Source organism: Dongia sp. (genome assembly GCF_041905885.1).
Taxonomy (GTDB): Bacteria; Pseudomonadota; Alphaproteobacteria; order Dongiales; family Dongiaceae; genus Dongia.
Map to the genome: position 1 here is coordinate 64627 of NZ_JAYRKD010000025.1, position 22205 is coordinate 86831.

The 22205-nt window shown below is 67.1% G+C and carries 21 protein-coding genes; 13 read left to right on the top strand and 8 right to left on the bottom strand.

The genetic code is table 11. From position 1 onward, the window contains the following. The first annotated feature begins 2 nt into the window (after positions 1-2). Positions 3-2219 carry a ComEC/Rec2 family competence protein gene (locus tag ACH2CY_RS21575; RefSeq protein ID WP_395021603.1) on the top strand — a complete coding sequence of 739 codons (2217 nt, stop codon included), beginning with the start codon at positions 3-5 and terminating at the stop codon, positions 2217-2219. A 142-nt stretch (positions 2220-2361) separates the two neighbouring features. On the opposite strand, the gene lexA is transcribed toward ACH2CY_RS21575, so the two are convergent. The 6 genes from lexA to ACH2CY_RS21605 form a co-directional block, all read right to left on the bottom strand. After that, positions 2362-3093, bottom strand: a complete 732-nt coding sequence (lexA, locus tag ACH2CY_RS21580) for a transcriptional repressor LexA (RefSeq protein ID WP_395021604.1) — start codon at positions 3091-3093, stop codon at positions 2362-2364. Positions 3094-3272: 179 nt separating this feature from the next. Beyond that, positions 3273-4484 carry a gephyrin-like molybdotransferase Glp gene (glp, locus tag ACH2CY_RS21585; RefSeq protein ID WP_395021605.1) on the bottom strand — a complete coding sequence of 404 codons (1212 nt, stop codon included), beginning with the start codon at positions 4482-4484 and terminating at the stop codon, positions 3273-3275. After that, the gene (gene moaC, locus ACH2CY_RS21590) at positions 4484-4960 is read right to left on the bottom strand and encodes a cyclic pyranopterin monophosphate synthase MoaC (RefSeq protein WP_395021606.1); all 477 of its coding nucleotides are present in this window, start codon (positions 4958-4960) and stop codon (positions 4484-4486) included. The genes glp and moaC overlap by 1 nt, the downstream gene beginning before the upstream one ends. Positions 4961-5077: 117 nt before the next feature. Continuing rightward, positions 5078-5902: an indole-3-glycerol phosphate synthase TrpC gene (trpC, locus tag ACH2CY_RS21595; protein ID WP_395021608.1), complete on the bottom strand. Its 825-nt coding sequence runs from the start codon at positions 5900-5902 to the stop codon at positions 5078-5080. Further along, complete coding sequence (trpD, locus tag ACH2CY_RS21600; RefSeq protein ID WP_395021609.1) at positions 5899-6954, bottom strand: anthranilate phosphoribosyltransferase; 1056 nt, start codon at positions 6952-6954, stop codon at positions 5899-5901. Before trpD ends, trpC begins: the two co-directional genes overlap by 4 nt. Position 6955: 1 nt before the next feature. After that, positions 6956-7570 (bottom strand): anthranilate synthase component II, encoded by a 615-nt coding sequence (locus tag ACH2CY_RS21605; RefSeq protein ID WP_395021610.1) that lies wholly within the window; start codon positions 7568-7570, stop codon positions 6956-6958. Positions 7571-7616: 46 nt separating this feature from the next. Here ACH2CY_RS21605 and ACH2CY_RS21610 point away from each other — a divergent pair, with 46 nt between their 5' ends. The 4 genes from ACH2CY_RS21610 (at position 7617) to ACH2CY_RS21625 (ending at position 11790) form a co-directional block, all read left to right on the top strand. Then, complete coding sequence (locus tag ACH2CY_RS21610) at positions 7617-9581, top strand: hypothetical protein (RefSeq protein WP_395021611.1); 1965 nt, start codon at positions 7617-7619, stop codon at positions 9579-9581. Next, positions 9582-10757, top strand: coding sequence for a divergent polysaccharide deacetylase family protein (locus ACH2CY_RS21615; RefSeq protein WP_395021613.1), 1176 nt, complete (start codon positions 9582-9584; stop codon positions 10755-10757). Beyond that, entirely contained in the window at positions 10754-11173 is a 420-nt protein-coding gene (locus ACH2CY_RS21620) for a hypothetical protein (protein ID WP_395021614.1), read from the top strand. Before ACH2CY_RS21615 ends, ACH2CY_RS21620 begins: the two co-directional genes overlap by 4 nt. 77 nt (positions 11174-11250) lie before the next feature. Beyond that, the gene (locus ACH2CY_RS21625) at positions 11251-11790 is read left to right on the top strand and encodes a PAS domain-containing protein (protein ID WP_395021616.1); all 540 of its coding nucleotides are present in this window, start codon (positions 11251-11253) and stop codon (positions 11788-11790) included. A gap of 6 nt (positions 11791-11796) precedes the next feature. Here the strand turns inward: ACH2CY_RS21625 and trpE are convergent, their stop codons facing one another. Beyond that, on the bottom strand, positions 11797-13311 hold the full coding sequence (gene trpE, locus ACH2CY_RS21630) for an anthranilate synthase component I (RefSeq protein ID WP_395021617.1): 1515 nt from the start codon (positions 13309-13311) through the stop codon (positions 11797-11799). Position 13312: 1 nt separating this feature from the next. Next, entirely contained in the window at positions 13313-15187 is a 1875-nt protein-coding gene (locus ACH2CY_RS21635) for a peptidyl-prolyl cis-trans isomerase (RefSeq protein WP_395021618.1), read from the bottom strand. A gap of 157 nt (positions 15188-15344) precedes the next feature. Between ACH2CY_RS21635 and ACH2CY_RS21640 the strand changes: the two genes are divergently transcribed. The 8 genes from ACH2CY_RS21640 to ACH2CY_RS21675 all read left to right on the top strand — a co-directional run bounded on the left by ACH2CY_RS21640 (position 15345) and on the right by ACH2CY_RS21675 (position 22082). Further along, positions 15345-15758, top strand: a complete 414-nt coding sequence (locus ACH2CY_RS21640; RefSeq protein WP_395021620.1) for an MAPEG family protein — start codon at positions 15345-15347, stop codon at positions 15756-15758. 30 nt (positions 15759-15788) lie between these two features. After that, on the top strand, positions 15789-16526 hold the full coding sequence (tpiA, locus tag ACH2CY_RS21645) for a triose-phosphate isomerase (RefSeq protein ID WP_395021635.1): 738 nt from the start codon (positions 15789-15791) through the stop codon (positions 16524-16526). A 240-nt stretch (positions 16527-16766) separates the two neighbouring features. Beyond that, positions 16767-17222: a preprotein translocase subunit SecG gene (secG, locus tag ACH2CY_RS21650; protein ID WP_395021622.1), complete on the top strand. Its 456-nt coding sequence runs from the start codon at positions 16767-16769 to the stop codon at positions 17220-17222. 81 nt (positions 17223-17303) lie between these two features. Beyond that, the gene (locus ACH2CY_RS21655) at positions 17304-18929 is read left to right on the top strand and encodes a CTP synthase (protein WP_395021624.1); all 1626 of its coding nucleotides are present in this window, start codon (positions 17304-17306) and stop codon (positions 18927-18929) included. 122 nt (positions 18930-19051) lie between these two features. Continuing rightward, a complete protein-coding gene (kdsA, locus tag ACH2CY_RS21660; RefSeq protein WP_395021625.1) occupies positions 19052-19903 on the top strand; it encodes a 3-deoxy-8-phosphooctulonate synthase in 852 nt (283 codons plus the stop codon). 17 nt (positions 19904-19920) lie between these two features. After that, entirely contained in the window at positions 19921-20286 is a 366-nt protein-coding gene (locus ACH2CY_RS21665) for a VOC family protein (RefSeq protein WP_395021636.1), read from the top strand. A gap of 9 nt (positions 20287-20295) precedes the next feature. After that, a complete protein-coding gene (locus ACH2CY_RS21670) occupies positions 20296-21198 on the top strand; it encodes a glycosyltransferase family 2 protein (RefSeq protein WP_395021627.1) in 903 nt (300 codons plus the stop codon). Positions 21199-21224: 26 nt separating this feature from the next. Next, the gene (locus ACH2CY_RS21675) at positions 21225-22082 is read left to right on the top strand and encodes a glycosyltransferase family 2 protein (RefSeq protein WP_395021629.1); all 858 of its coding nucleotides are present in this window, start codon (positions 21225-21227) and stop codon (positions 22080-22082) included. The last annotated feature ends 123 nt before the right edge of the window (positions 22083-22205 follow it).

Below are 22205 nucleotides of genomic sequence, written 5' to 3' on the forward strand. Positions count from 1 at the left end.
GCGTGGATTTGGGGGCGATCCGGGACCGTGGCGAGGCCTTCCTCGCCGAGGAGCGGCCGAACTGGCCGGGCTGGCTGGCGGTCGCGCTCGGCCTCGGGATCGCGGTCTATTTCGCGCTGCCCCAGGAGCCGCCGCTTTGGCTGGGCGCGAGCCTCGCGGTTGGCGGGCTGGTGCTGGCGGTCCTGCTGCGGCGGAATCCGACGGCGGCACTTCTCATCCTGGCGCTGGCGGCGGGCTCGATCGGCTTCGGGGTCGCCCAGTTTCGCACCGCCCTGGTGGCGGCACCGCAGCTGCAGGACCCGATCCGCTACGCCCATGTCACCGGCCGCATCGCCGAGATCGAGCCCTTCCCGAATGCCGCCCGGGTTGTGCTGGACCGGGTCGCGATCGCGGAACTCCCGGCCGAAGCGACGCCGCTGCAGATCAAGATCAGGGTGAACAAGGACGCCGCCACGTTGAAGCTCGGCGACCGGGTCGATCTGCTGGCCAATCTCACGCCGCCGTCGCCGCCCTTGGCTCCGGGCGCTTTCGACTTCCGCCGGCGGGCGTTTTTCGAGGGCGAGGGCGCATCCGGATTTGCGCTGGGTGCGGCGCGCGTCCTGCCGCCGCTGGGCGAGGAGACCTGGCGCGCACGGCTGGGACTCTGGATCGGCCGGCTGCGCGCGACCATCGGCCAGCGCATCGCCAGCCTGGAGCCGGAGGCCGCCGGCGCCATGACCCGCGCGCTCACCGTCGGCGACCAGACCGCGCTGACCAAGGCCGATACCGAGGCGATGCGCACCTCCGGCCTGGCGCATCTGCTGTCGATCTCCGGGTTGCATATCGGCATGGCGGCGGGTCTGTTCTTCGTCGGCCTGCGTTCGCTGCTGGCGCTCATCCCAGCGCTCGCCCTCAACTTTCCGATCAAGAAATGGTCGGCGGCGGCGGCGATCGGCGCCGCCGGATTCTATGCGCTGCTCGCCGGCGCGACGGTGCCGACGCAGCGTTCCTTCATCATGATCGCCATCGTCTTCATCGGCGTGCTGATGGATCGCTCGCCCTTTTCCTTCCGGATGGTCGCCTGGGCGGCGATCGGCGTGCTGCTGCTGGCGCCCGAAGCGCTGGTCGGCGCCAGCTTCCAGATGTCGTTCTTTGCAGTCCTGGGGCTGATTGCGGTGTTCGAGGCGTTGCGGACCCGGATCGCACAATGGCGCGGCGGCCGGGCGCTGGAGACCGACTGGTTCGGCCGCGTCGCCGATACCTTGCGCGGCGCCGGATTCTGGCTGGCCACCACGATGCTGACCAGTGTGGTCGCATCGCTGATGACGGCGCCGTTTGCGATGTATCACTTCGACCGGCTGAGCACCTACGGCGTGGTCGCCAATTTGGTTGCGGTGCCGCTGACCGGCTTCTGGGTGATGCCGATGGAGATGATCGCGCTGCTGCTGATGCCGTTCGGCCTCGACGCGCCGTTCTGGCATCTCGCGGCGCGCGGCTGCGACGGCATCCTGTGGGTCGCCCATACCGTCTCCGCCTGGCCCTATGCCAACCTGATCACGCCGGCGATGCCGTCCGCCGCGATGATGGCGATCGCGCTCGGCATGATCCTGATCTGCCTGCTGCGGAGCCGCTGGCGCGGGCTCGGCCTGGCGCCGGTGCTCGCAGGCCTCGCCAGCCTGCTCTTCGTCACCACGCCGGACGTGCTGGTGGGCGGCGACGCCAAGCTGCTGGCGATCAAGGACGGGCAGGGGCACTATCAACTGAACTCGCTGCGCGCCAGCAAGCTCGCCGCCGAGACCTGGCTGCGGCGGAACGGGCAGCTCGAAGCGGTGCGCTTCGAAGGTGACGAAAACGCCATCCCGGATCTCTCCTGTGACCCGCAGGGCTGCATCTATCGGCGAAACGCGCGAACGGTCGCCCTCACGTTCAACGGCGAAGGCCTGGGCGAAGACTGTGCGCAGGCCGACCTCGTGATCAGCGCGGTGCCGATCCGCCGCGGTTGCCGGAAGCCGATCACGATCGATCGCTTCGATCTCTGGCGCGGCGGCGCGCACGCCGTGTGGATCGGGCCGGACGGACGCTTCCGCATCCAGAGCGTCGCCGCGACACTCGGCGACCGGCCCTGGGTGCTGGACCGGATGCGCCAAGGCATTCGAGACGACCGCCTGGTCGGAGACCCGGATCAGACGGGTGAAGACGACGTCGAAACGCTGCCTGAAAGAGTGGGCGACGCTGACTGATCGCGAACCTTTACGGGGGCGCCCCGCCAAACTCGCCTAAGTCGTTGACCGGAAAACGAAAACCCTTAGGCCCGACCCAATCTATTCCCGCGCCACGTAAAGGCCCTGTAAAGGTTCCGGCAGCGAACCTTCGCCCCGGCCTCTAGTACTTCCGCATCAAGCCGATCAGCTTGCCCTGCAGCTTCACCCGGTCGGGGCCGAAGATGCGGGTCTTGTGGGCCTGGTTGGCGGGTTCGAGCGCAATCGAATCGCCCTTGCGGCGCAGCCGCTTCAAGGTGACCTCGTTGTTGTCGATCAGCGCGACGACGATGGTGCCGTTCTCGGCATTCTCGCAGCGCTCGATCAGCACGGTGTCGCCGTCATGGATGCCGGCCTCGATCATTGAATCGCCTTCGACGGTGAGCGCGTAATGCTCGCCGCGGCCCAGCATGCTGGCCGGAATGTCGACCGCGTTGCTGTTGTCACGCAAAGCCTCGATCGGCGTGCCGGCCGCGATCTTGCCGTAGAGCGGCAGCTGCACCGTCTCCGCCGCCTGGGCGACCATGGCGCCGGGCAGGCTCGGCGTGAAATCGCCGCGGATGACATTGGCGGAAAAGCCGCGCCGCCCGGCGTCGGATCCCGCGGCAGCGGCAGCAGCACCTTTGGCCTGGCCCATCTGGTCGTCGGAGAGCCGGGTGACTTCCAGGGCGCGCGCCCGGTGCGGCAGGCGGCGGATGAAGCCGCGCTCTTCCAGACCGGTGATCAGGCGATGCACGCCGGACTTGGACTTCAATCCCAAGGCGTCCTTCATCTCATCAAAGGACGGGGAGATTCCGGTATCGCCGAGACGTTCCTGAATGAACTGCAGCAGCTCGCGTTGCTTCCTGGTCAGCATGGCCTTGTCCTTTCTCCGGTTCCGCCGCCCGCTCTTCGGGGCGAGTCGGCACCTGCCACTGCTGGTGTCGACGCGGAACAAAGCAAAAACTGTGCCCATGTTCTAGTTTGGTTCATGTGGAAAAGTCAAGCGAGTCTCGACTTCCCGACAGGAATTGTCAGGAGACATCCGAACGCGCACTAACCGAGCCGGACCATCTCGACTTCGGTGCCGGCCTTGATGGCGGGGGAATTCGGCGGGCGGATCACCAGGCCGCCGGACTTGGAGAGCGCCGAGAGCATGGCGCTGTCCTGCTTGCCGAAGGGGGTGGCTACGAAGCCTCTCTCGTCCTCGATGACCGAGGAGCGCAGGTAGTCCTGGCGCTGGTCGTTGGCGGGGAGATCGATCGCCAGCCTTGCTTTCACGATATGTGGGCCTAGCTCGGTTACACCCAGCATGCGGGCGATGGCCGGTCCGACGAACAGGGTCGAGGTCACGATGGCGGAGACCGGGTTCCCGGGGAGGCCGATCACCTTCAGAGCCCCCGCCGCGGTTCCGAGCGTGCCGAACATCAGCGGCTTGCCCGGCCGCATGGCGATCTTCCAGAAGTCGAGCGCCATGCCCTTGGCCCTGAGCACGCTCTGCACCAGATCATGCTCGCCGACGGAGGCGCCGCCGCTGGTCAGCAGCAGGTCGGCGCCGGCGGCGCGGTCGATCAGGTCGGCGAGCGCGGATTCCTCGTCGCGGGCGATGCCGAGATTGATCGCCTCGCCGCCGCATTGCGTGACAAAGGCGGCGAGGGCGAAGCCGTTGGAGGCGATGATCTGGCCGGGCTTCAGGGTCTCACCGGGCTGCACCAGCTCGTTGCCGGTGGAGATGATGGCGACCCGGGGCTTGCGCGCGACGGTGAGCCAGGGCCAGTTCATCGCCGCAGCGAGGCCGATATCCGACGGTGTCAGGCGGCTGCCGGCGGGAATGCCGAGCTGGCCCTCGGCGAAGTCGTTGCCGGCGGTGCGGATATGTTTGCCCTGGATCGCGGCGCCGCCATCGACGATGCGGACGTGGTCGCCGTCCTTCTCGGTATTCTCCTGGATGACGATGGCGTCCGCGCCCTGCGGCAAGGCGGCACCGGTGAAGATGCGCGCGGCTTCGCCGGCGCCGATCGCACGTTCGGGCAAGGTGCCGGCGGCGATCGATGCCACGATCTTGAGGCGCAGGGGTAGCTGCTGCACGTCGGCGCTGCGGACGGCGTATCCATCCATCGCGGAGACAGCCTGCGGCGGATGCGCGAGGCGTGCCGTCACCGGCTGTGCGAGAACGCGACCGACGGCCTGGTCCAGGGCCACGACTTCGGGGCCGAGCGGTGCGAAGGCGGCGAGAATCCGGTCGGTCGCTTCCTTCACCGAAAGCATCAGTCGGCCTCGAAGGTGCCGGACTTGCCGCCGCTCTTGTGGGTCAGGCGGATCTCGGTGATGCGCATGGTCTTATCGACCGCCTTCACCATGTCGTAGACCGTGAGCGCCGCGACCGAGACGGCGGTCAGCGCTTCCATCTCGACGCCGGTGCGGCCCTTGAGCTTGCAGGTGGCTTCGATCGCGACGGCGGATTGCGCCGCGTCGATCGAGAGCTCGACGTTCACCGAGGAGAGCGAAAGCGGGTGGCAGAGCGGGATGAGATCGGGCGTGCGCTTGGCGCCCATGATGCCGGCGAGCTGGGCGACCGTGAGCACATCGCCCTTCTTGACGTGGCCATCGCGGATCAGCGCCAGGGTCTCCGGCGCCATGACGACGGCGCCCTTGGCGACTGCGACGCGCTCGGTCTCCGATTTCTCGGAGACGTCGACCATCCGGGCGTTGCCCTCGGCGTCGAAATGGGTGAGGCGGGTCATGGAGTTACTCTGAAGGATTCATCACGCGGAGAGGTCAACCCCCTCCCTAGCCCTCCCCCATCTTGGGGGAGGGGACTCTTGATGGCTGAGGCGAGAGACGGTTCCACATCCAACCGATCAAGCCACAGCCAGCTGCGGCGCCCGCCCGCCCAGCAGCGTGCGCGTGGCGGCCGCGACGTCGGGCTGGCGCATGAGACTCTCGCCGACCAGGAAGGCCGAGGCGCCGACGCGGTGCATGCGCTCGAGATCGGCGGTGACGTTGAGGCCGCTCTCGGCGACCAGGATGCGGTCGCGGGGGACGCGGGGCGCCAGCTGCTCGGTGACGGCGAGATCGACGGTGAGCGTCTTGAGATTGCGGTTGTTGATGCCGAAGAGCTTCGCGTCGAGCTTGAGCGCGCGGTCGAGCTCGGCGGCGTCGTGCACCTCGACCAGCACGTCCATGCCGAGATCGTCGGCCAGCGCCGCCAGCTCGGCGGCCTGGACGTCTTCGAGCGCGGCCATGATCAGCAGGATGCAATCGGCGCCGAGCGCGCGGGATTCGTAGATCTGATAGGGATCCAGCATGAAATCCTTACGCAGCAGCGGCAGATCGACGGTCGCGCGCACCGCAGTGAGGAAGCCGTCCTCGCCTTGGAAATAGGGGAAATCGGTCAGCACGCTGATGCAGGTCGCACCACCATCCCTGTACGCACGCGCCAGAGCCGGCGGGTCGAAATCGGCGCGGATCAGGCCCTTCGAGGGCGAGGCGCGCTTGATCTCGGCGATGAGGCCGAACTTGCCGGCGCCGACGACCTGCTCCAAGCGCTTGGCGAAGCCGCGCGGCGGGTCGATGCGGTTGCGGCCCTCGGCCGAAGCGATGATCTCGGATGGGGAGACGGCGCGTTTGCGCGCGGCGATATGCTCGCGCTTATCGGCGCAGATCTTCGCCAGGACGTCGCTCATGATTTGCTCGAATTGGTGACGGCGACGAGAGCGGCGAGGGTCGCCTTCGCTTTGCCGGTGTCGAGGGCGTCGGCGGCGAGCTGGATGCCGGCCGGCATGTCGGAAGCGCGCTCGGCGATCACCAGAGCCGCGGCAGTATTCAGCAGCACGATGTCGCGATAGGGACCCTGCACGCCTTCGAACAGGCCGCGGATCGCCTGGGCGTTGGAGGCGGCATCGCCACCTTTCAGCGATGCGCCGTCGGAACGGGCGATGCCGAAGTCTTCCGGTGCGAGGGTGAAGTTGCGGATCGCACCGTGCCTGAGCTCGACCACCTTCGTAGGGCCGGTGGTGGTGATCTCGTCCAAGCCGTCGCTGCCATGAACCAGCCAGGCATGCTCGGTGCCGAGGTTGCGCAGCACCTCGGCCATAGGCTCCAGCCAATCGCCGGAGAAGACGCCGAGCAGCTGGCGCTTGACGCCGGCCGGGTTCGACATCGGGCCCATCAGGTTGAAGATCGTACGGGTGCCCAATTCCGCGCGGGTCGGGCCCACGTGACGCATCGCGCTGTGATGCTTCTGCGCCCAGAGGAAGGCGGTGCCGACCTCATTGATTGCCCGCTCGACCGTCGGGATGTCGGCTTCGAGATTGACGCCGAGGGCCGCCAGCACATCGGCGGCGCCGCTCTTGGAAGAGGCAGCGCGGTTGCCGTGCTTGGCGACGGTGACGTTGCAGGCGGCACAGATGAGCGCGACCGGGGTGGAGATGTTGAGCGTACCGGCGTGATCGCCGCCGGTGCCGCAGACATCGATCGCTTGGGCCGGGGCGGAGACGCGCGTCATCTTCTCGCGCATCACCTTCACGGCGGCGGTCATTTCCTCGACCGTCTCACCGCGCACACGGAGCGCCATCAGGAAGGCGGCGATCTGTGCGGGCGTCACTTCGCCCGCCATGATGGCGCCGAATGCAGATTCGGCCTGCGCTTGGCTCAGCGGCTTGCCCTGGGCGACGATGGCGATGATGCCCTTGAAGTCGACGGAAGACGCCGCGGGCGTCACGACCGGCGCGTTCATCCTACGCGACCCGATCCATTTTAGGGGGGGCCATGCGGAGATTGGTGCCGCAATCCTGCAGGAAGTTGGCGAGGATCTTGTGGCCGTGCTCCGAGGCGATGCTCTCCGGGTGGAACTGCACGCCGAAGATCGGCAGGGTCTTGTGCTGCAGGCCCTGGATCACGCCGTCGTCGCTCTGCGCGGTGATCTCCAGATCCGCCGGGAAGGTTTCGGGCTCGACGGTCAGCGAGTGATAGCGGGTGGCGTCGAAGTCGTTCGGCACGTCGCGGAACACGCCCTTCCCGGTGTGGTGCACTTTCGAGATCTTGCCGTGCATCGGCCTGGGCGCGCGAATCACCTTGCCGCCGAACACCTGGCCGATCGCCTGGTGGCCGAGGCAGACGCCGAACAGCGGCACCTTGGCCGCGGAGGCGCGCTTGATGAGATCGAGGCAGATGCCGGCGGTGTCGGGGGTGCAGGGGCCGGGGGAAAGAATGATGCCTTGCGGATGCTTGGCCATCACCTCATCGACGGTGATCTTGTCGTTGCGATGGACTTCGAGCCTGGCGCCCAGTTCCCCCAGATAGTGGAACAGGTTGTAGGTGAAGCTGTCGTAGTTGTCGATTAGGATGAACATCGTTAAAGAGGCCAATTCAGCAATCGGGCGAGAAGTTTAGCAGGCGATGTTGGAGGAGGGAAGCAAGCCGCGTCCGGAAGCGGCGGCGCCGGAAAGCGCATCCCGGCCGGCCTCTTCCTGGGCCAAAAACCCCTGGATAGGCGTCACGGGCGCGCTGCTGGGCTTCCTGGCCCTGGCCGGCCTGGTCCTGGCCGCGGCCGCCCCGGCCAGCGGCTTCGACCTCTGGCCGGCGCTTCGGCGCCATTACTGGCTGATCGCCGCCGTCTCGGTCCTGGTCTGCCTCGGCTTCGGCAAGAGGGTTCAGACCGACGCGCTTACCGACATCCTGAACGTCCGGGTCTCCGGCCGCTTCCTGCTGGCCTTGGGCGCCGATGCCGGCCTGGTGGCGGGGCTGATGCTGGGGATCAACAGCGACGATTTCTGGCATCTGGAATCCGGCCTTGCCGCCCTGGTCCTGGCCGATGGGATCGTCGCCGGCGCGGTCTGGGGCCGCCGCCTGCTGGCCGGCCCGACCCGCAAGCCGCAGGCCTCGCCGAGCCCGGCGGTCGCCGCGGTTCGTGTCGAGCCCGGCGCGGCCATTCCCTTCGACGGCTTCGTGATCGGCGGGCGCTCCGAGGTCGATGACGGGCTGGTCGGCGGCTCGCCGCTCGGCAGCTTGCGCGGCGCCGGCGACATCGTGCATCGGGGCGCGCGCAACGGCGACGGGCGATTGACCATCGATCCCATGGTGGAAGCGCCGGCGACCGCGCCGGGCTTCACCGCAGCCGCATTGTTTCCGAAGATGATCCATGCCAAGGCGCTGCTGATCTTCATCGGCCTGGTGGTGCTGGCGGTGGTGCTCTCGACCATGGGGACCTCGCTGCCGGCTTTGCGCTTGCCTCTGGGACTCCTGGTGCTCAGCGTTGCGACGCCGGCTGCACTCGGCCTGGTGCGGCCGATGATCCATGCCAAGGTGGTCGCCCGCGCGCGCAAGCTCGGCTGGGTCCTGAACGGCACGGCGGTGATCGATGCCTTGGCCGACATCTCCGCCCTGGTCTGCGGCCGCGGCGGTGTCGTCACCAAGCCGGAGATGGAGATCGTCGCCATCCATCCGGCGATCGACGTCGAGGCGGTCGAGCTGGTCGCCGCCGCCGCGACCATCGCGCAATCGAGCCACGGCGTCTGGGCGCGATCGCTGCTGCGCTATGCGGTGTCGCGCAAGCTCAGGCTCGCCCCGCTGGCGGAATGGACCGACGAGATCCTTGAGACCGGATACGGCATCCGCGCCATTACCCAGGGCGGGCAGGGGCTGATCGCCGGTACCCGCGACTGGGTGGCGGAGCAGGGCATCCGCATCTCGCTGCTGGAGGCGCAGGAGCGCGAGAGCCTCACCGCCGGACGCCGGGCGCTCTGGGTGGCGCAGGTGACGCCGGCGCCGGTGCTGATCGGCGTCATCATCGGCGGCGAGCGGCTGAAGCCCGGCGCCTCGGAGATGTGCAAGAATGCCAAGCGATTCGGTCTGACCGGCGCGCTGCTGGATCGGCGCGGCGCGGAAGGCGGCGGGGAGATCGCGCGCTATCTCAACCTGCGCTTTGTGGAGGACGACACGCTGGCGAGGAAAGCCATGGCGACCGAGTGGAGCACGCTCGGCCTGAAGCCCGTGATCGTGCAGCATCGCGGCGACCCGGTCCCGGATGCGCCGGTCGGGCCGCGGCTGCTGATGGGCATGCGCGCGATCGGCGAGGCGGCGCCGGCGGTGGCCGGCGACTGGGCCGCGGCGACCGCGCGCGAGGACCCGCGGCTGGTCATGGACCTGCTCAGGCTCTGCCGCGACACCCGGCGGCGCGAGAAGTTCGGCTATCTGCTGGCCACCGTCTTCACCGTGCCCGGGCTCTGGCTGATCGCGACCGGGCAGACCTCGGCGGCGATTCTGGTGCTGGCGGCGCTGATCGGGATGCTCGGCGTGATCGCCAATGCGCAGCTCTTAAGCTTGGTGACCTCGACCGCGACCGAGATCGACGAGGAACACTAGATGGCGCGGCGCCGCTCGAAGAAAAGTCCGCTCTCGCGCCGCATCGCGGCCTGGCGCAAGTTGCCAAGCAAGAGCCTCGGCAAGCTGCTCCGCTATCGGCCGCCACATTCCTCGGTCTTCGTGATCGGCATCGGCATCGGGCTTGCGGTCGGCTTGAGCCTCGGCGTCGGCCTCACCTGGCTCGACGGCAAGCGGGCGCCGGTGCCCGTGCAGGTCGCGGAAGTCGCGGCGCCGCCGGTTGCGGAAACGCCGCCTGCTGTGCCGCCGGCCTATGTCGAGCGCACCGAGCCTGCACAGGCGGAAGAGGAGATTCCGGAGCCGACGCCGCCTGCGGTCATCGACAACCGGCCGGTTCCGCAAGCCGCGGCGCCGCAGCCGGCACCGGCGCCGCGCATCGAGCCGACCCCGCTGCCGGCCGAGCCCGACCCCGCGGCCCCAACCCTTGGCGAGCCGGCCTGGCTGAAGAACGCCGTGGCCTCGGTCGATCCCGGCAACCGGCCGATGATCGCGATCGTGCTGGACGACGTGGGCGCCACGCCCGGCGACGTGCCGGGCGCGCTCGGCCTGCCCGGCCCGATCACGCTCTCGATCATGACCTATGCGGCCAATGCTGCGAAGATCGCCGCCGAGGCGCATCGGGCCGGCCATGAGATCATGCTCCATGTGCCGATGGAGCCGATCAACCGCGATGCCGACCCCGGGCCGAACGCGCTGCTGGTCAACCTGGATGCCGCGGAGATCGCCAAGCGGCTCGACTGGGGGCTGGCGCAGTTCCCGGGCTATGTCGGCATCAACAACCACATGGGCAGCAAGTTTACCCAGAACGCGGCCGGCATGCGCGTGGTGCTGGAGCAACTGAAGGCGCGCGGGCTCTTGTTCCTGGACAGCCGCACCATCGCCAACTCGGTCGGCGATTCCCTGGCGGCCGAGCTCGGCGTCACCCATCTGCAGCGCGACGTGTTCCTCGACGACGTGATCGACGAGGCGGACATCATGAAGGAGCTCGCCCGCACGGAAGCCATTGCGCGGAAGCACGGCGTCGCCATCGCGATCGGCCATCCGCACCGCGACACCGTCGCGGCTTTGCGGCAGTGGATCCCGGAGGTGCAGGCCAAGGGCTTCGTGCTGGTGCCGATCAGCGCGGTGGCGAAGAAACGGAATGGGGTGACGGGATGAACGCGCGCTGGATGCCATGGATCGTGTTGCTGGGCTGTCTCGCGGCAGTTCCGGCCTGGGCCGAGCCGGTGCAGCCCGAAGGCATGCCGGCGAAGCCCGGGGAATACACCGGTTATGAGGATTGGCTCGCGAAGCAGAAGTTCACCAAGAAGGACATGCCGGACGCGGTGGTGAACGACTACGTGCAATGCGCCTACCGCGCCGTCTATGCGGTCACGACCCCGACCGAGCGCGATGTGCTCGACCAGGCCGCGCGCAGCAACGGCATGACGGCCCCCGAGCTGCGCGCCTTCGAACGCGCCGTCGCGCGCCGCTACGACAGCGGCGCGGCGACCGTGACGGCGCATATCCTGAAGACCTGCAAGGCGCCCTACGAGCACTTCCTGGCAGCGAAGGCCAAGGCCGAGCAGGGTTGAGCGGGAATCGCTTTTTCCTGACTTGTCTTTGACTTGAGTCAAAGCCGGCTATACCCGAGACCGGGCACAGGGTCCTTATGACCGCGGCAAACCCGGCGACACGGATACTGCTCGATTGGTGGCACGCCAAGCGCGGGCCGCGAGCGATGCCGGCGCGCGCCGATCTGGATCCTTTGGAGCTGAAGGCGATCCTGCCGCAGCTGCTGCTGATCGATGTCGCCGTCGCAGCGGAGCCGCGGCGCTTCGTCTTCACCTGCCGCCTGGCCGGGACAGAAATCGACAGCCGCTTCGGCGTCAACCTGACCGGCGTCACCCTGGACCAGGCGCCGTTCGGCGAGGCGCGCGCGGCGATCCGGCAGGAATACGAGGCCGCGGTCAACGAGCAGTTGCCGGTCCTCTGCAGCCACAGCGTGGTGGTCGACGGCGGCCGCTCCGTCGAGTACGAGCGCCTGGTGGCACCCTTGAGCGGCAAGGACAACGCGGTGACCGCGCTGGCCGTGGCCATCGACTTCAATTGCGTTCACCGGCTGGAGAGCGGCCGTCCGTCGGCCTGCAGCAATCTCGGCCCTTGCGACCGCATCGACCTCTGCCTGATGCGCCCCGCCGCGCCGGGCTGATCGCGCCTACCGGTTCGCGCCGCCCTGGGCGAAGCGCACGGCTTCCTCGGCGGCGCGCATCAGGGCGCGGGCCTTGTGCTGGCATTCCTGGTGCTCGCTCTCGGGCACGGAGTCAGCCACGATGCCGGCGCCGGCCTGGACATACATGACCTGGTCCTTCACCACCGCGGTCCTAAGCACGATGCAGGTGTCCATGGCGCCGTTGGCGGCGAAATAGCCGATGGCACCACCGTAGATGCCGCGCTTCTCCGGCTCCAGCTCTTCGATGATCTCCATGGCGCGGACCTTGGGGGCGCCGGAGACGGTGCCGGCGGGGAAGCCCGCCATCAGCGCGTTCATCGCGTCGTATTGCGGGTCGATCTTGCCATCGACGTTGGAGACGATGTGCATGACGTGGCTGTAATACTCGATGATGTTGCGCTCGGTGACCTTGACCGAGCCGATGCGGGCGACGCGGCCGACATCGTTGCGCCCCAAGTCGAGCAGCATCAGGTGCTCAGCCAGCTCCTTCTTGTCGGCAAGGAGATCGGCGGCGAGCGCGCGGTCTTCCTCCGGCGTCTTGCCGCGCGGTCTGGTGCCGGCGATCGGGCGGATCGTGACCGTCTCGTCGCGCAGCCGCACCAGGATCTCCGGTGACGAGCCGATGATCGAGAAGCCGCCGAAATCCAGGAAGTAGAGGAACGGCGAAGGATTGAGCCGCCGCAGTGAGCGATAGAGCGCGAAGGGCGGCAGGGTGAAGGGCAGGCTGAAGCGCTGCGACAGCACCACCTGGAAGATGTCGCCGGCCAGGATGTATTCCTTGGCCTTGTCGACCATGCCCTTGTATTCGTCGGGGCTCATGTTGGAGCTGGGCGGCGGGAGCTCGAGGCGCGGGTCGATGTCGCTGCGCTGCTGCGGGAGACTGCGGTCGAGGTCGTTGACCACGTCGCCGATCCGCTCGACCGCCTGGTTGTAGGCGGCGCGCGCCGAGAGGCCGATCCGCGGCCAGACCGGGGTCACGATGATCACGATGTCCTCGACATTGTCGAAGATCGCGATGACGGTCGGGCGCAGGAAGATGCTGTCCGGCACGCCGAGCTTGTCGGGGTTCTGCTGCGGCAGGTTCTCGACCAGCCGCACCATGTCGTAGCCCATGTAGCCGAAGACGCCCGATGCCATCGGCGGCAGGCCCTGCGGCACGTCGATGCGGCTCTCGCCGATCAGCGCGCGCAAGGAGTCCAGCGAGGGTTTCTCTTCGGGCGTGAAGGCGTCGGGATCGGCGCGGGCGTTGCGGTTGATTTCCGCCTTGTCGCCGCGGCAGCGCCAGATCACGTCGGGTTTAAGGCCGATGATCGAGTAGCGGCCGCGCACCGCGCCGCCCTCGACCGATTCCAGCAGGAAGGCATTGGCGCGCCCGTCGGCCAATTTGAGCATCGCCGAGATCGGGGTCTCGAGATCGGCGACGCGTTTGGTCCAAACGAGTTGCGGCCGGCCGCTGGAATAGCGCGCGGCGAAATCGTCGAAAGCCGGCTCGGTGCGCATGCTATTCGGAGATCAGGGAGTTGATCACGTCCTCGTTGACCTGCGGCTTGATCTCCTGCTGGAGCGCCGCGCTGAACTGGGCGGCGAGGTCGCCGCGGATCTGGTTGCTGATGCCCTGGGTGAGGGTCGCAACGTCGTCCGGATGCGCCTTCGGGTCGGGCGGCGTGATCGCGGTGACCTTGGCGACGACCGGGCCGTCCTTGCCGTCGCCGACCGCGGTCTCGCCGAGCTTCGCGGCGAACAGGCTGGCGGCGAGGCCCTGGGCGATGCCGTTCTCCGGATCGCCCTTGCCGCGGGTGAACGAGCCGGATTTCTTCACCGTGAGACCGAGCGCGGTCGCTTCCGCCTCGAGGTCGCCGGTCTTCGCCTTCTCGGCGATCTCCTTGGCCTTGGCTTCCGCGGCTTCGTGCTGTTTGTCGGTCATCCAGTCGGCGGTCAGCTGTTCCTTCACCTGGTCCATCGCCTTGTCGGCCGGCGGGGTGGTGGCGGTGGTCTGCACCACGGCATAGGAGCCGTCGTTGAACGGGGTCACCGAGCTCTGGTTGCCGGAATCGGTGCTGAAAATCAGCTGCACCACGTCCGGCGTCAGGCCGGTATCGGCGCCCTTGTCGTCCTTGCCGGCGGAATCGACCGCGGCGACCTTGGTGACCTTCATCTTCAGCTTGGCGCCGGTCTCCTCGAGCGTGGCGCCGCCGGCCAGGCTGTCGTCGAGCTGCTTGATGATCGAATCCAGGGATTCGGTCGCCCGGGCGAGCGCGATGTTGTGCTTCAACTGGTCCTTCACCTCGTCGAGCGTCTTGGTGGTGGCGGGCTCGGACGAGATCACATGCACGATGTGGATGCCGAACGGGCTCTTCAGCGGGGCGGAGACGCCGCCCGCCGCCACCGCGAAGACCGGCTCGGCGATTTCCTGGGGCAGGCCTTGCTTCTGCAGCTTGCCGAGCACCACCGGGTCGCCGCCGGTGACCTGCTTAACCGCATCGGCGAAAGCGGCGCCGCCCTTGATCGCTGCCTCGATCTTGTCGGCCTGGGCCTGGTCTTGGACCACGACCTGCTCGACCTCGCGGATGTCGGGGGTGGAGAAGCTGGCCTTCTGCGCCTCGTACTCGGCCGCGATCTCGTCGTCGCCGACGGCGATGTCGGCGATCAGGTCCTCGGGTGAGACCGTGAGCACGGTGGCGGCGCGGTATTCCGGCGCCTTGTAGCGGTCGGCGTGATCCTTGCGGTATTGCTCGAGCGCGGCGTCGTCCGGCATCGCGATGTCGGTCATCGCGGTGGCGGGAATCTCCAGCACGTCGGCGCTGCGTTCCTCGGCCTGGCTGAGATAGATCTGCTCGGCATAGGTCTGCGGCACGGCAATGCCGCTGAGCGCCGCGCGGTAGAGCGCCTGGTTGACGAGGTCGGTCTGCACCTCGCTCACATAGCCGGCCTCGCTGAGGCCGAGGCGATCCAAGGACAGCATGAAGCGGTTGCGGTCGAACTGGCGCTGCTCGTTCTGGAACTGCGGGTCGGCCTGGATCTCGGCAACCGCGGTCGCCTGGCCGACGCCGAGGCCCTGCTCCTGGGCGAAGACCTTCAGCGAGTTGCGGTTGACCGCCCCGGCGACGACCTGGGCCACGCCGCCGAACTGCGCGAATTGCTGGGCGGTGAAGTTGACGCCCTGCATCTGGGCGGCGAAGCGATCCATCGCCTGCTTCAGGTCGCGGCGGAACTCGTTCTGCGAATACTTGATGCTGCCGATGGTGGCGACCGGCTTCGCCGCCTGGTCGCGGCTGAAGATGTCGCCGATGCCCCAGAGGGCGAAGGCCACGATCAGGAGGCCGAACAGAATCTTGGCGACGAGGCCGGTGCTCTTGCTACGGATCGAAGTCAGCATAAGAAGGTCAGGTCCATCACTTTAAGGAAGCCCGGCAAAAGGCCGGAAATCGGGCCGCATCATAGGGATGCACCCTTTTGACCGCAACCCGCCGCACCACTGGATGGTTGTCCCGCCGGGTGGCCGCATCAGGACGCCGAAAAGCTCGGGAGGACATATGAAAATCACGCCGGGACTGATCTGGATCGGGTGGATAACCCTGGTCACTTTGGTCTTCTACCTCAGCCTCGCCATGCACACGGCCATCCTGCGGGGCCGGCACAAGGTCATGGCGCCGGCCGCTGCCGGGCATCCGGATTTCGACCTCGCCACACGGATCCACGCCAATACCCTGGAATACCTGGTGCCGTTCCTGGTGGCGCTGTGGATGTGTGCCGTCTTCTATGAACCGCTGCCGGCGGCGATCCTCGGCATCGTCTGGCTGTTCGGCCGGGTCATCTACGTCTTCGGCTATTGGAGCGCGCCGCCGCGCCGGCAGCCGGGGTTCATCCTGGCGATGTTCGCCCTCATTCTGCTGCTGATCCTCACGGGCTATGGGCTTTTCCGCATGGGACTGGTAATGGGCGTCTGACGACGAACCAAGGGGGCGGGAATGGCCAAGCTGCGGCATCTGGTGGCGGGAAACTGGAAGATGAACGGCAGCCGCGCCATGGCGGCGCAGCTGATCTCGGAGCTGAAGGCCGCCAGCGCCGGCCTCAACGCCGACCTGCTGGTCTGCCCGCCGTTTCCCTACCTGATCCATGCCCATGAATTCCTGACCGGCAGCACTATTGCCCTGGGGGCGCAGGACTGCGCAGCCCAGGAGAGCGGCGCCCATACCGGCGACGTCGCCCCGATGATGCTGAAGGATTGCGGCGCCACGCATGTGATCCTCGGCCATTCCGAGCGCCGCAGCGACCATGGCGAGAGCAGCGCCGAGGTCGCCGCCAAGGCCAAGGCGGCGCAGGCGGCAGGCCTGGTCGCCATCGTCTGCGTCGGCGAGACCGACAGCCAGCGCGTGGCCGGCGAGACCCTGAAAGTGGTCGAATCCCAGATCGTCAATTCGGTGCCGCAGGGCTCGAGCCCGGCCAACCTGGTCGTCGCCTATGAGCCGGTCTGGGCGATCGGCACCGGCAAGACGCCGACCGCCGGCGACGTCGAGGTGGTGCATGCGCATATCCGCAAGCTGCTGGTTTCCAGCCTGAAGGACGGGCAGGGGGTGAAGATCCTCTACGGCGGCTCGGTGAAACCCTCCAACGCCGCCGAGCTCATGGCGGTGCCGGAGGTCAACGGTGCCCTGGTCGGCGGCGCCAGCCTGAAGGCGGCGGACTTCCTGGGGATCGCCGCGGCCTGCGCCTAGCCGTGTCGAGGTGACCCGCTGCCCCCACCCTAACCCGCCCCCGATCCGGGGGCGAGGACCAGACCGAGCATGCCTCTTCCCCCTCCCCGGATACGGGGGACGGTCGGGGTGGGGGTAAGAGACACCGCCTCCGACAGTCCTCTAACCCACTCACCGAGCTCTGGAAATCGCCGCTGGAAATCCCATCTCAAACGGTTTAGAAACCCGGCCGCAACCGTTTCGGACCCAAAAGCGCATCCAATGCCCGAGATCATCTACACCGTCGTCCGCTTGATCCAGATCTTCCTGGCTGTCGGCCTGGTCGCCATCATCATCCTGATGCAGCGCTCCGAAGGCGGGCTGGGCGGGCTTGGCGGCGGCGGCGGCGGCGCGGGCGGCATGGGCGGCTTCCTGACCGGGCGCGCCCAGGCCAACGTCATCACCCGCACCACCGCGATCCTGGCCGCGGGCTTCCTGGCGAGCACCCTGATCCTGGCCTATGGCGACCATGCCGGCCGGGGCAAGCCGACCACGCTGGTTCCGGCGGCGACCACGGTCCCGGCGGCACCGACCGAGCCGGCCGCGCCGGCGGGCACGGCGCCGGCCACCACCGGTCCGGAAGCACCCGCGGGTACGTCCTCCGGCGGCGACTCGGGCGCGACTCCACCGGCCGCACCCGCGACCCCGGCGGCACCCGCCGCACCGACCGGCCAGTAATCCCTTGAAAAGGAACCTCTCGCACCCGGCAAGTCAGCAGCACTTGCCGGGGTGTCCCGACTCGTTCCATAAGGACCGCCCATGACGCGTTTCATTTTCATCACCGGCGGCGTGGTCTCCTCTCTCGGCAAGGGTCTTTCTTCGGCAGCACTCGGTGCTCTGCTGCAGGCACGCGGATTCAAGGTCCGTTTGCGGAAGCTCGACCCCTATCTCAACGTCGATCCGGGCACGATGAGCCCGTATCAGCACGGCGAGGTCTTCGTCACCGATGACGGGGCGGAGACCGACCTCGATCTCGGCCATTACGAACGCTTCACCGGAATTTCGGGCCGGCGGTCGGACAGCATCACCACCGGGCGCATCTACCAGAACGTGATCACCAAGGAGCGGCGCGGCGACTATCTCGGCGCGACCATCCAGGTGATCCCGCACGTCACCGACGCGATCAAGGATTGGATCAAGGCTGACGTCACCGACGAGGATTTCATCCTCTGCGAAATCGGCGGCACGGTCGGCGACATCGAGAGCCTGCCCTTCCTGGAAGCGATCCGCCAGCTCGGCAACGAGCTTGGCTCGGAGCGCACCATGTTCGTGCACCTGACCTTGATCCCGTGGATCCCGGCGGCCGGCGAGCTGAAGACCAAGCCGACCCAGCATTCGGTGAAGGAGCTGCAATCGGTCGGTATCCAACCCGACATCCTGCTCTGCCGCTGCGACCGCGAGATTCCGGCGGAGAGCCGGCGCAAGATCGCGCAATTCTGCAACGTCCGCCCGAGCGCCGTCATCCAGGCGCTGGACGTCGATACGATCTATGCGGTTACCGGCGCCTATCACAACGAAGGCTTCGACGACGAGGTCTGCCGGCATTTCAATCTCGACGCCCCGCCGCCGAACTTGAAGCCCTGGAACGAGAAGGTCGAGCGCATCCGCCATCCGGAAGGCGAAGTGAATATCGCGATCGTCGGCAAGTACACCTCGCTGCTCGATGCCTACAAGTCGTTGGCCGAAGCGCTGCGGCATGGCGGCATCGCCAACAACCAGAAGGTCAATCTGAACTGGATCGACAGCGAGATCTTCGAGCGCGAGGACGCGGTCCAGCATCTTGACGGCGTGCACGGGATTCTCGTCCCCGGCGGCTTCGGCGAGCGCGGCTCGGAGGGAAAGATCCAAGCGGCGCGCTTCGCCCGCGAGCGCAAGGTGCCGTATTTCGGCATCTGCTTCGGCATGCAGATGGCGGTCATCGAGGCGGCGCGGAATCTGGTCGGCGTGAAGAATGCAAGCTCGACCGAGTTCGGCGAAACATCCGAGCCGGTGGTCGGCCTGATGACCGAATGGCTGCGCGGCAACATGCTGGAGAAGCGCAAGGCCGGCGGCGATCTCGGCGGTACGATGCGGCTCGGCGCTTATGAATGCGACGTGACGCCGGGCAGCCTGATCGCCGGCATCTACGGGAAGACCCGGATCAGCGAACGGCACCGCCACCGCTACGAGGTCAACATCAACTACAAGGAACGGCTGGAAAAGGCCGGCCTGATGTTCTCCGGCATGTCCCCGGACGGCGTCCTGCCGGAGATGGTGGAAATCCCGGATCACCCCTGGTTCGTCGGCGTCCAGTTCCACCCGGAGCTGAAATCGCGGCTGTTCGAGCCCCACCCGCTGTTCACATCGTTCATCGGCGCGGCTTTGACTCAGTCGCGGTTGGTGTAGTTCCCAAAGTCGTCATGGCCGGGCTTGACCCGGCCATCTGCGCGACGCCTGATACAGATGCCCGGCCCCGCGAACGAATGTTCGCATACGCGAACGGAGGCCCGGGTATGACGGAGATTGAAATGGCCAAGCCACGTCACGTCCGCATCGGCAACCTCACCATCGGCAATGACCGGCCGCTGGCGCTGATCGCCGGGCCCTGCCAGCTCGAGAGCCGGGCGCATGCGCATGAGATGTGCCATGCGCTGACCGAGCTGACCGGCAAGCTCGGCATTGGCCTGATCTACAAGACCAGCTTCGACAAGGCCAACCGCAGCAGCATCACCACGGCGCGCGGCATGGGGCTCCAGGACAGCCTGCCGATCTTCGCCGAGCTGCGCGACAAATACGGCGTGCCGGTGCTGACCGACGTCCACACCGAGGAGCAATGCGCGCAGGCGGCCGAGGCGGTCGACGTGCTGCAGATCCCGGCCTTCCTTTCGCGGCAGACCGATCTCCTGATCGCCGCGGCGAAGACCGGCCGCGCGATCAACATCAAGAAGGGCCAGTTCCTGGCCCCTTGGGACATGAAGAACGTCATCGCGAAATGCTCCGCCGCCGGCAACGACAACGTGCTGGCCTGCGAGCGCGGTGTCTCCTTCGGCTACAACACCCTGATCAGCGACATGCGGGCGCTGCCGATCATGGCGGAGACCGGCTATCCGGTGGTGTTCGATGCGACGCATTCGGTGCAGCAGCCGGGCGGGCAGGGGACGACCTCGGGCGGCCAGCGCGAGTTCGTGCCGGTGCTGGCCCGCGCCGCCGTCGCCGTGGGTGTCGCCGCCGTCTTCATGGAGACGCACCAGGATCCGGATCACGCGCCGTCGGACGGGCCGAACATGGTGCCGCTGAAACACCTGCCGAAGCTGCTCGAGACCATCATGGCCTTCGACAAACTGGCCAAGGACCGGCCGGTCGAAAGCATCCAGCCCTGACCCAGAGCATCGCCGCGCTGGCGCTGCTGGTCGACGATTACGACCGGGCGATCGCCTATTACACCGAAGTGCTCGGCTTCCGTCTGGTCGAGGACACGCCCCAGGGACCGGATAAGCGCTTCGTGCGCGTGGCACCGCCCGGCGGCGAGACCGCGCTGCTTCTCGCCAAGGCCAAGAATGCGGAGCAGGCAGCGCGGATCGGCGACCAGGCGGGCGGGCGCGTCTTCCTGTTCCTGAACACAGACGATTTCCGGCGCGACTACGCGGCCTACAAGGCCAAGGGCGTCGACTTCACGGAAGCGCCGCGCGAGGAAAGCTACGGCAGCGTCGTGGTATTTCGCGATCTCTATGGTAACCTCTGGGACCTCGTGCAGCACCGTTGAGGGGACAGCGTGCCGCGCTTCTCGATCGTCACCACCTGTAAGGGGCGGTTGCATCACCTTAAAGACTCGCTGCCGCGCTTCCTGAAGCAGCGCGACACCGAAGTGATCGTGGTCGACTATGATTGCCCCGACGGGACCGGAGATTATGTCCGGCGGGTGCATCCCGAGGCCAAGGTGGTGTCCGTCGCGGACGCGCCGGTGTTCAACATCTCGCATGCCCGCAACCTCGGCGCCGCAGCGGCGACCGGTGAATGGCTGGCGTTCCTGGATGCAGACGTCATGGTCGCGCCCAACATGTTCCAGCGCATCGCCGCGATGCTCTCGGCCCCGGGGAACAAGGCGCAGCAGCGAAAGTACTTCCGATTCCAGTCCGGGATGCTGAGCCTGTTCGGCAGTTGCCTGGTGCGGCAGGAGGATTTCCGCGCCGTGCAGGGCTATGACGCGGTCATCCAGGGCTATGGCGGCGAGGACAACGACCTCTATGCCCGGCTGGAGCGAAACAAGGTCGCGCGCGGCCGTCTCGACGCCAAGCTGGTCGAAGCCTGCCTGGACCATGGCCAGGAGGAGCGGGTGCAGTTCTTCAAGCGCAAATCCGTCCCCGACAGCATCCGGATCAACACCGCTTACCGCGTGGTGAAATTGGCCCTGCTGGAGCAATATGGCGTGCCCGAACTGCCCGAGGCGATGCGGCAATCGCTCTACGTCCTGGTCCGGCGATCGGTGAAATCGGCGCTGCGGTCCGGGCTCACCAGCTTTCGTCTCGCACTGCCCCTGCCCGCGCTCCATGGCCATATGCCGTTCAGTGAATGGGAAGCCAAGCGCGAGCTGGTCCTCCAGCTCACGCTGAAGCAGACCGCAACCGAGGCGGAGATCAAGAGCGGCCGAGGCTTGCAGAAGTTCCTCCGGCAATAGATCCCGCAATCGACCAAGGGGGCAGGGTGCCGCGCTTTTCCATCATCATTCTCTGCAAGGATCGGCTGGAACACCTTCGGCAATCGCTGCCGCGCGCCCTGGCACAGCCGGACGCCGAGACCATCGTCGTGGACTACGACTGCCCGGCGGGGACAGCGGCGGCGGTAGCCCGCGACTTTCCGGCCGCCCGCGTGGTGAAGATCGACGACGCGCCGATCCTCAACATAGCAATAGGACGCAACCGTGGCGCGGCGGCGGCGCGCGGTGAGTGGCTGATGTTCATCGACGCGGACATCCTGCCCGCGCCCGACTTCCTGGCAAGCATCGCGCCTCAGCTGCGAAACGGCCGGTTCTTTCGTTTCGGCCCGGCCAAGGTCGGGATCATCGGCACCAACGGCAGCTGTATCCTGCACCGCGACGATTTCAAGCTGGCGGATGGATACGACGAGGCGTTCGAAGGCTATGGCTGCGAAGACACCGATTTCTACATCCGCCTGGATATGCTCGGGATCCGATCCGAGCGGCTCAGCCTCGATCTCATCGACATCATCGCGCATGATGACGCGACGCGGGTTCGCTACACCCGCTACCCGTCCAAGCTGCGTAATCAGCGGGTGAATGGCGCCTATCTGATGGTGAAGACAAGTTTGCTCCGAAGCCTTGGGTCCAAGAGCATGGCGCCCGAGCAATGCAAGCAGCTCTATGGGTTGATCAGGGATGTCGTGGAGCAGGCCGACGAGACCTCCGACAAACCGATCCACTTCACCCTGGACCTTCCGCCCGATCAGACCTTCATGCCGGTACCGGGATGGGACTGCGCGCGGCGTCTGACCTTCGACCTCAGGCCTCAGGCGGTGACCCGGGGCGTGGTGAACTCGGTCTAGCAGGCTGTTGAAAAAGCCTATAGCGGTCGATCTTTGGAGATGATTCACTCGAAGTGAAGAAAGCTTCTGGGGGATCAGATGCGTGGATCGGACGATCAGGCAGGATCACTATTCTCGTACGTC

Coding starts and splice junctions, on each gene's coding strand:
- trpC (WP_395021608.1), bottom strand. CDS start 5,902: ATGAGCGACGTCCTGGCGAAGATCTGCGCCGATAAGCGCGAGCATATC.
- ACH2CY_RS21605 (WP_395021610.1), bottom strand. CDS start 7,570: ATGTTCATCCTAATCGACAACTACGACAGCTTCACCTACAACCTGTTC.
- moaC (WP_395021606.1), bottom strand. CDS start 4,960: ATGACCCGCCTCACCCATTTCGACGCCGAGGGCAACGCCCGGATGGTC.
- trpD (WP_395021609.1), bottom strand. CDS start 6,954: ATGAACGCGCCGGTCGTGACGCCCGCGGCGTCTTCCGTCGACTTCAAG.
- secG (WP_395021622.1), top strand. CDS start 16,767: ATGCCCGAGATCATCTACACCGTCGTCCGCTTGATCCAGATCTTCCTG.
- ACH2CY_RS21655 (WP_395021624.1), top strand. CDS start 17,304: ATGACGCGTTTCATTTTCATCACCGGCGGCGTGGTCTCCTCTCTCGGC.
- ACH2CY_RS21640 (WP_395021620.1), top strand. CDS start 15,345: ATGAAAATCACGCCGGGACTGATCTGGATCGGGTGGATAACCCTGGTC.
- kdsA (WP_395021625.1), top strand. CDS start 19,052: ATGGCCAAGCCACGTCACGTCCGCATCGGCAACCTCACCATCGGCAAT.
- ACH2CY_RS21615 (WP_395021613.1), top strand. CDS start 9,582: ATGGCGCGGCGCCGCTCGAAGAAAAGTCCGCTCTCGCGCCGCATCGCG.
- ACH2CY_RS21635 (WP_395021618.1), bottom strand. CDS start 15,187: ATGCTGACTTCGATCCGTAGCAAGAGCACCGGCCTCGTCGCCAAGATT.
- ACH2CY_RS21620 (WP_395021614.1), top strand. CDS start 10,754: ATGAACGCGCGCTGGATGCCATGGATCGTGTTGCTGGGCTGTCTCGCG.
- lexA (WP_395021604.1), bottom strand. CDS start 3,093: ATGCTGACCAGGAAGCAACGCGAGCTGCTGCAGTTCATTCAGGAACGT.
- ACH2CY_RS21610 (WP_395021611.1), top strand. CDS start 7,617: ATGTTGGAGGAGGGAAGCAAGCCGCGTCCGGAAGCGGCGGCGCCGGAA.
- glp (WP_395021605.1), bottom strand. CDS start 4,484: ATGCTTTCGGTGAAGGAAGCGACCGACCGGATTCTCGCCGCCTTCGCA.
- trpE (WP_395021617.1), bottom strand. CDS start 13,311: ATGCGCACCGAGCCGGCTTTCGACGATTTCGCCGCGCGCTATTCCAGC.
- ACH2CY_RS21625 (WP_395021616.1), top strand. CDS start 11,251: ATGACCGCGGCAAACCCGGCGACACGGATACTGCTCGATTGGTGGCAC.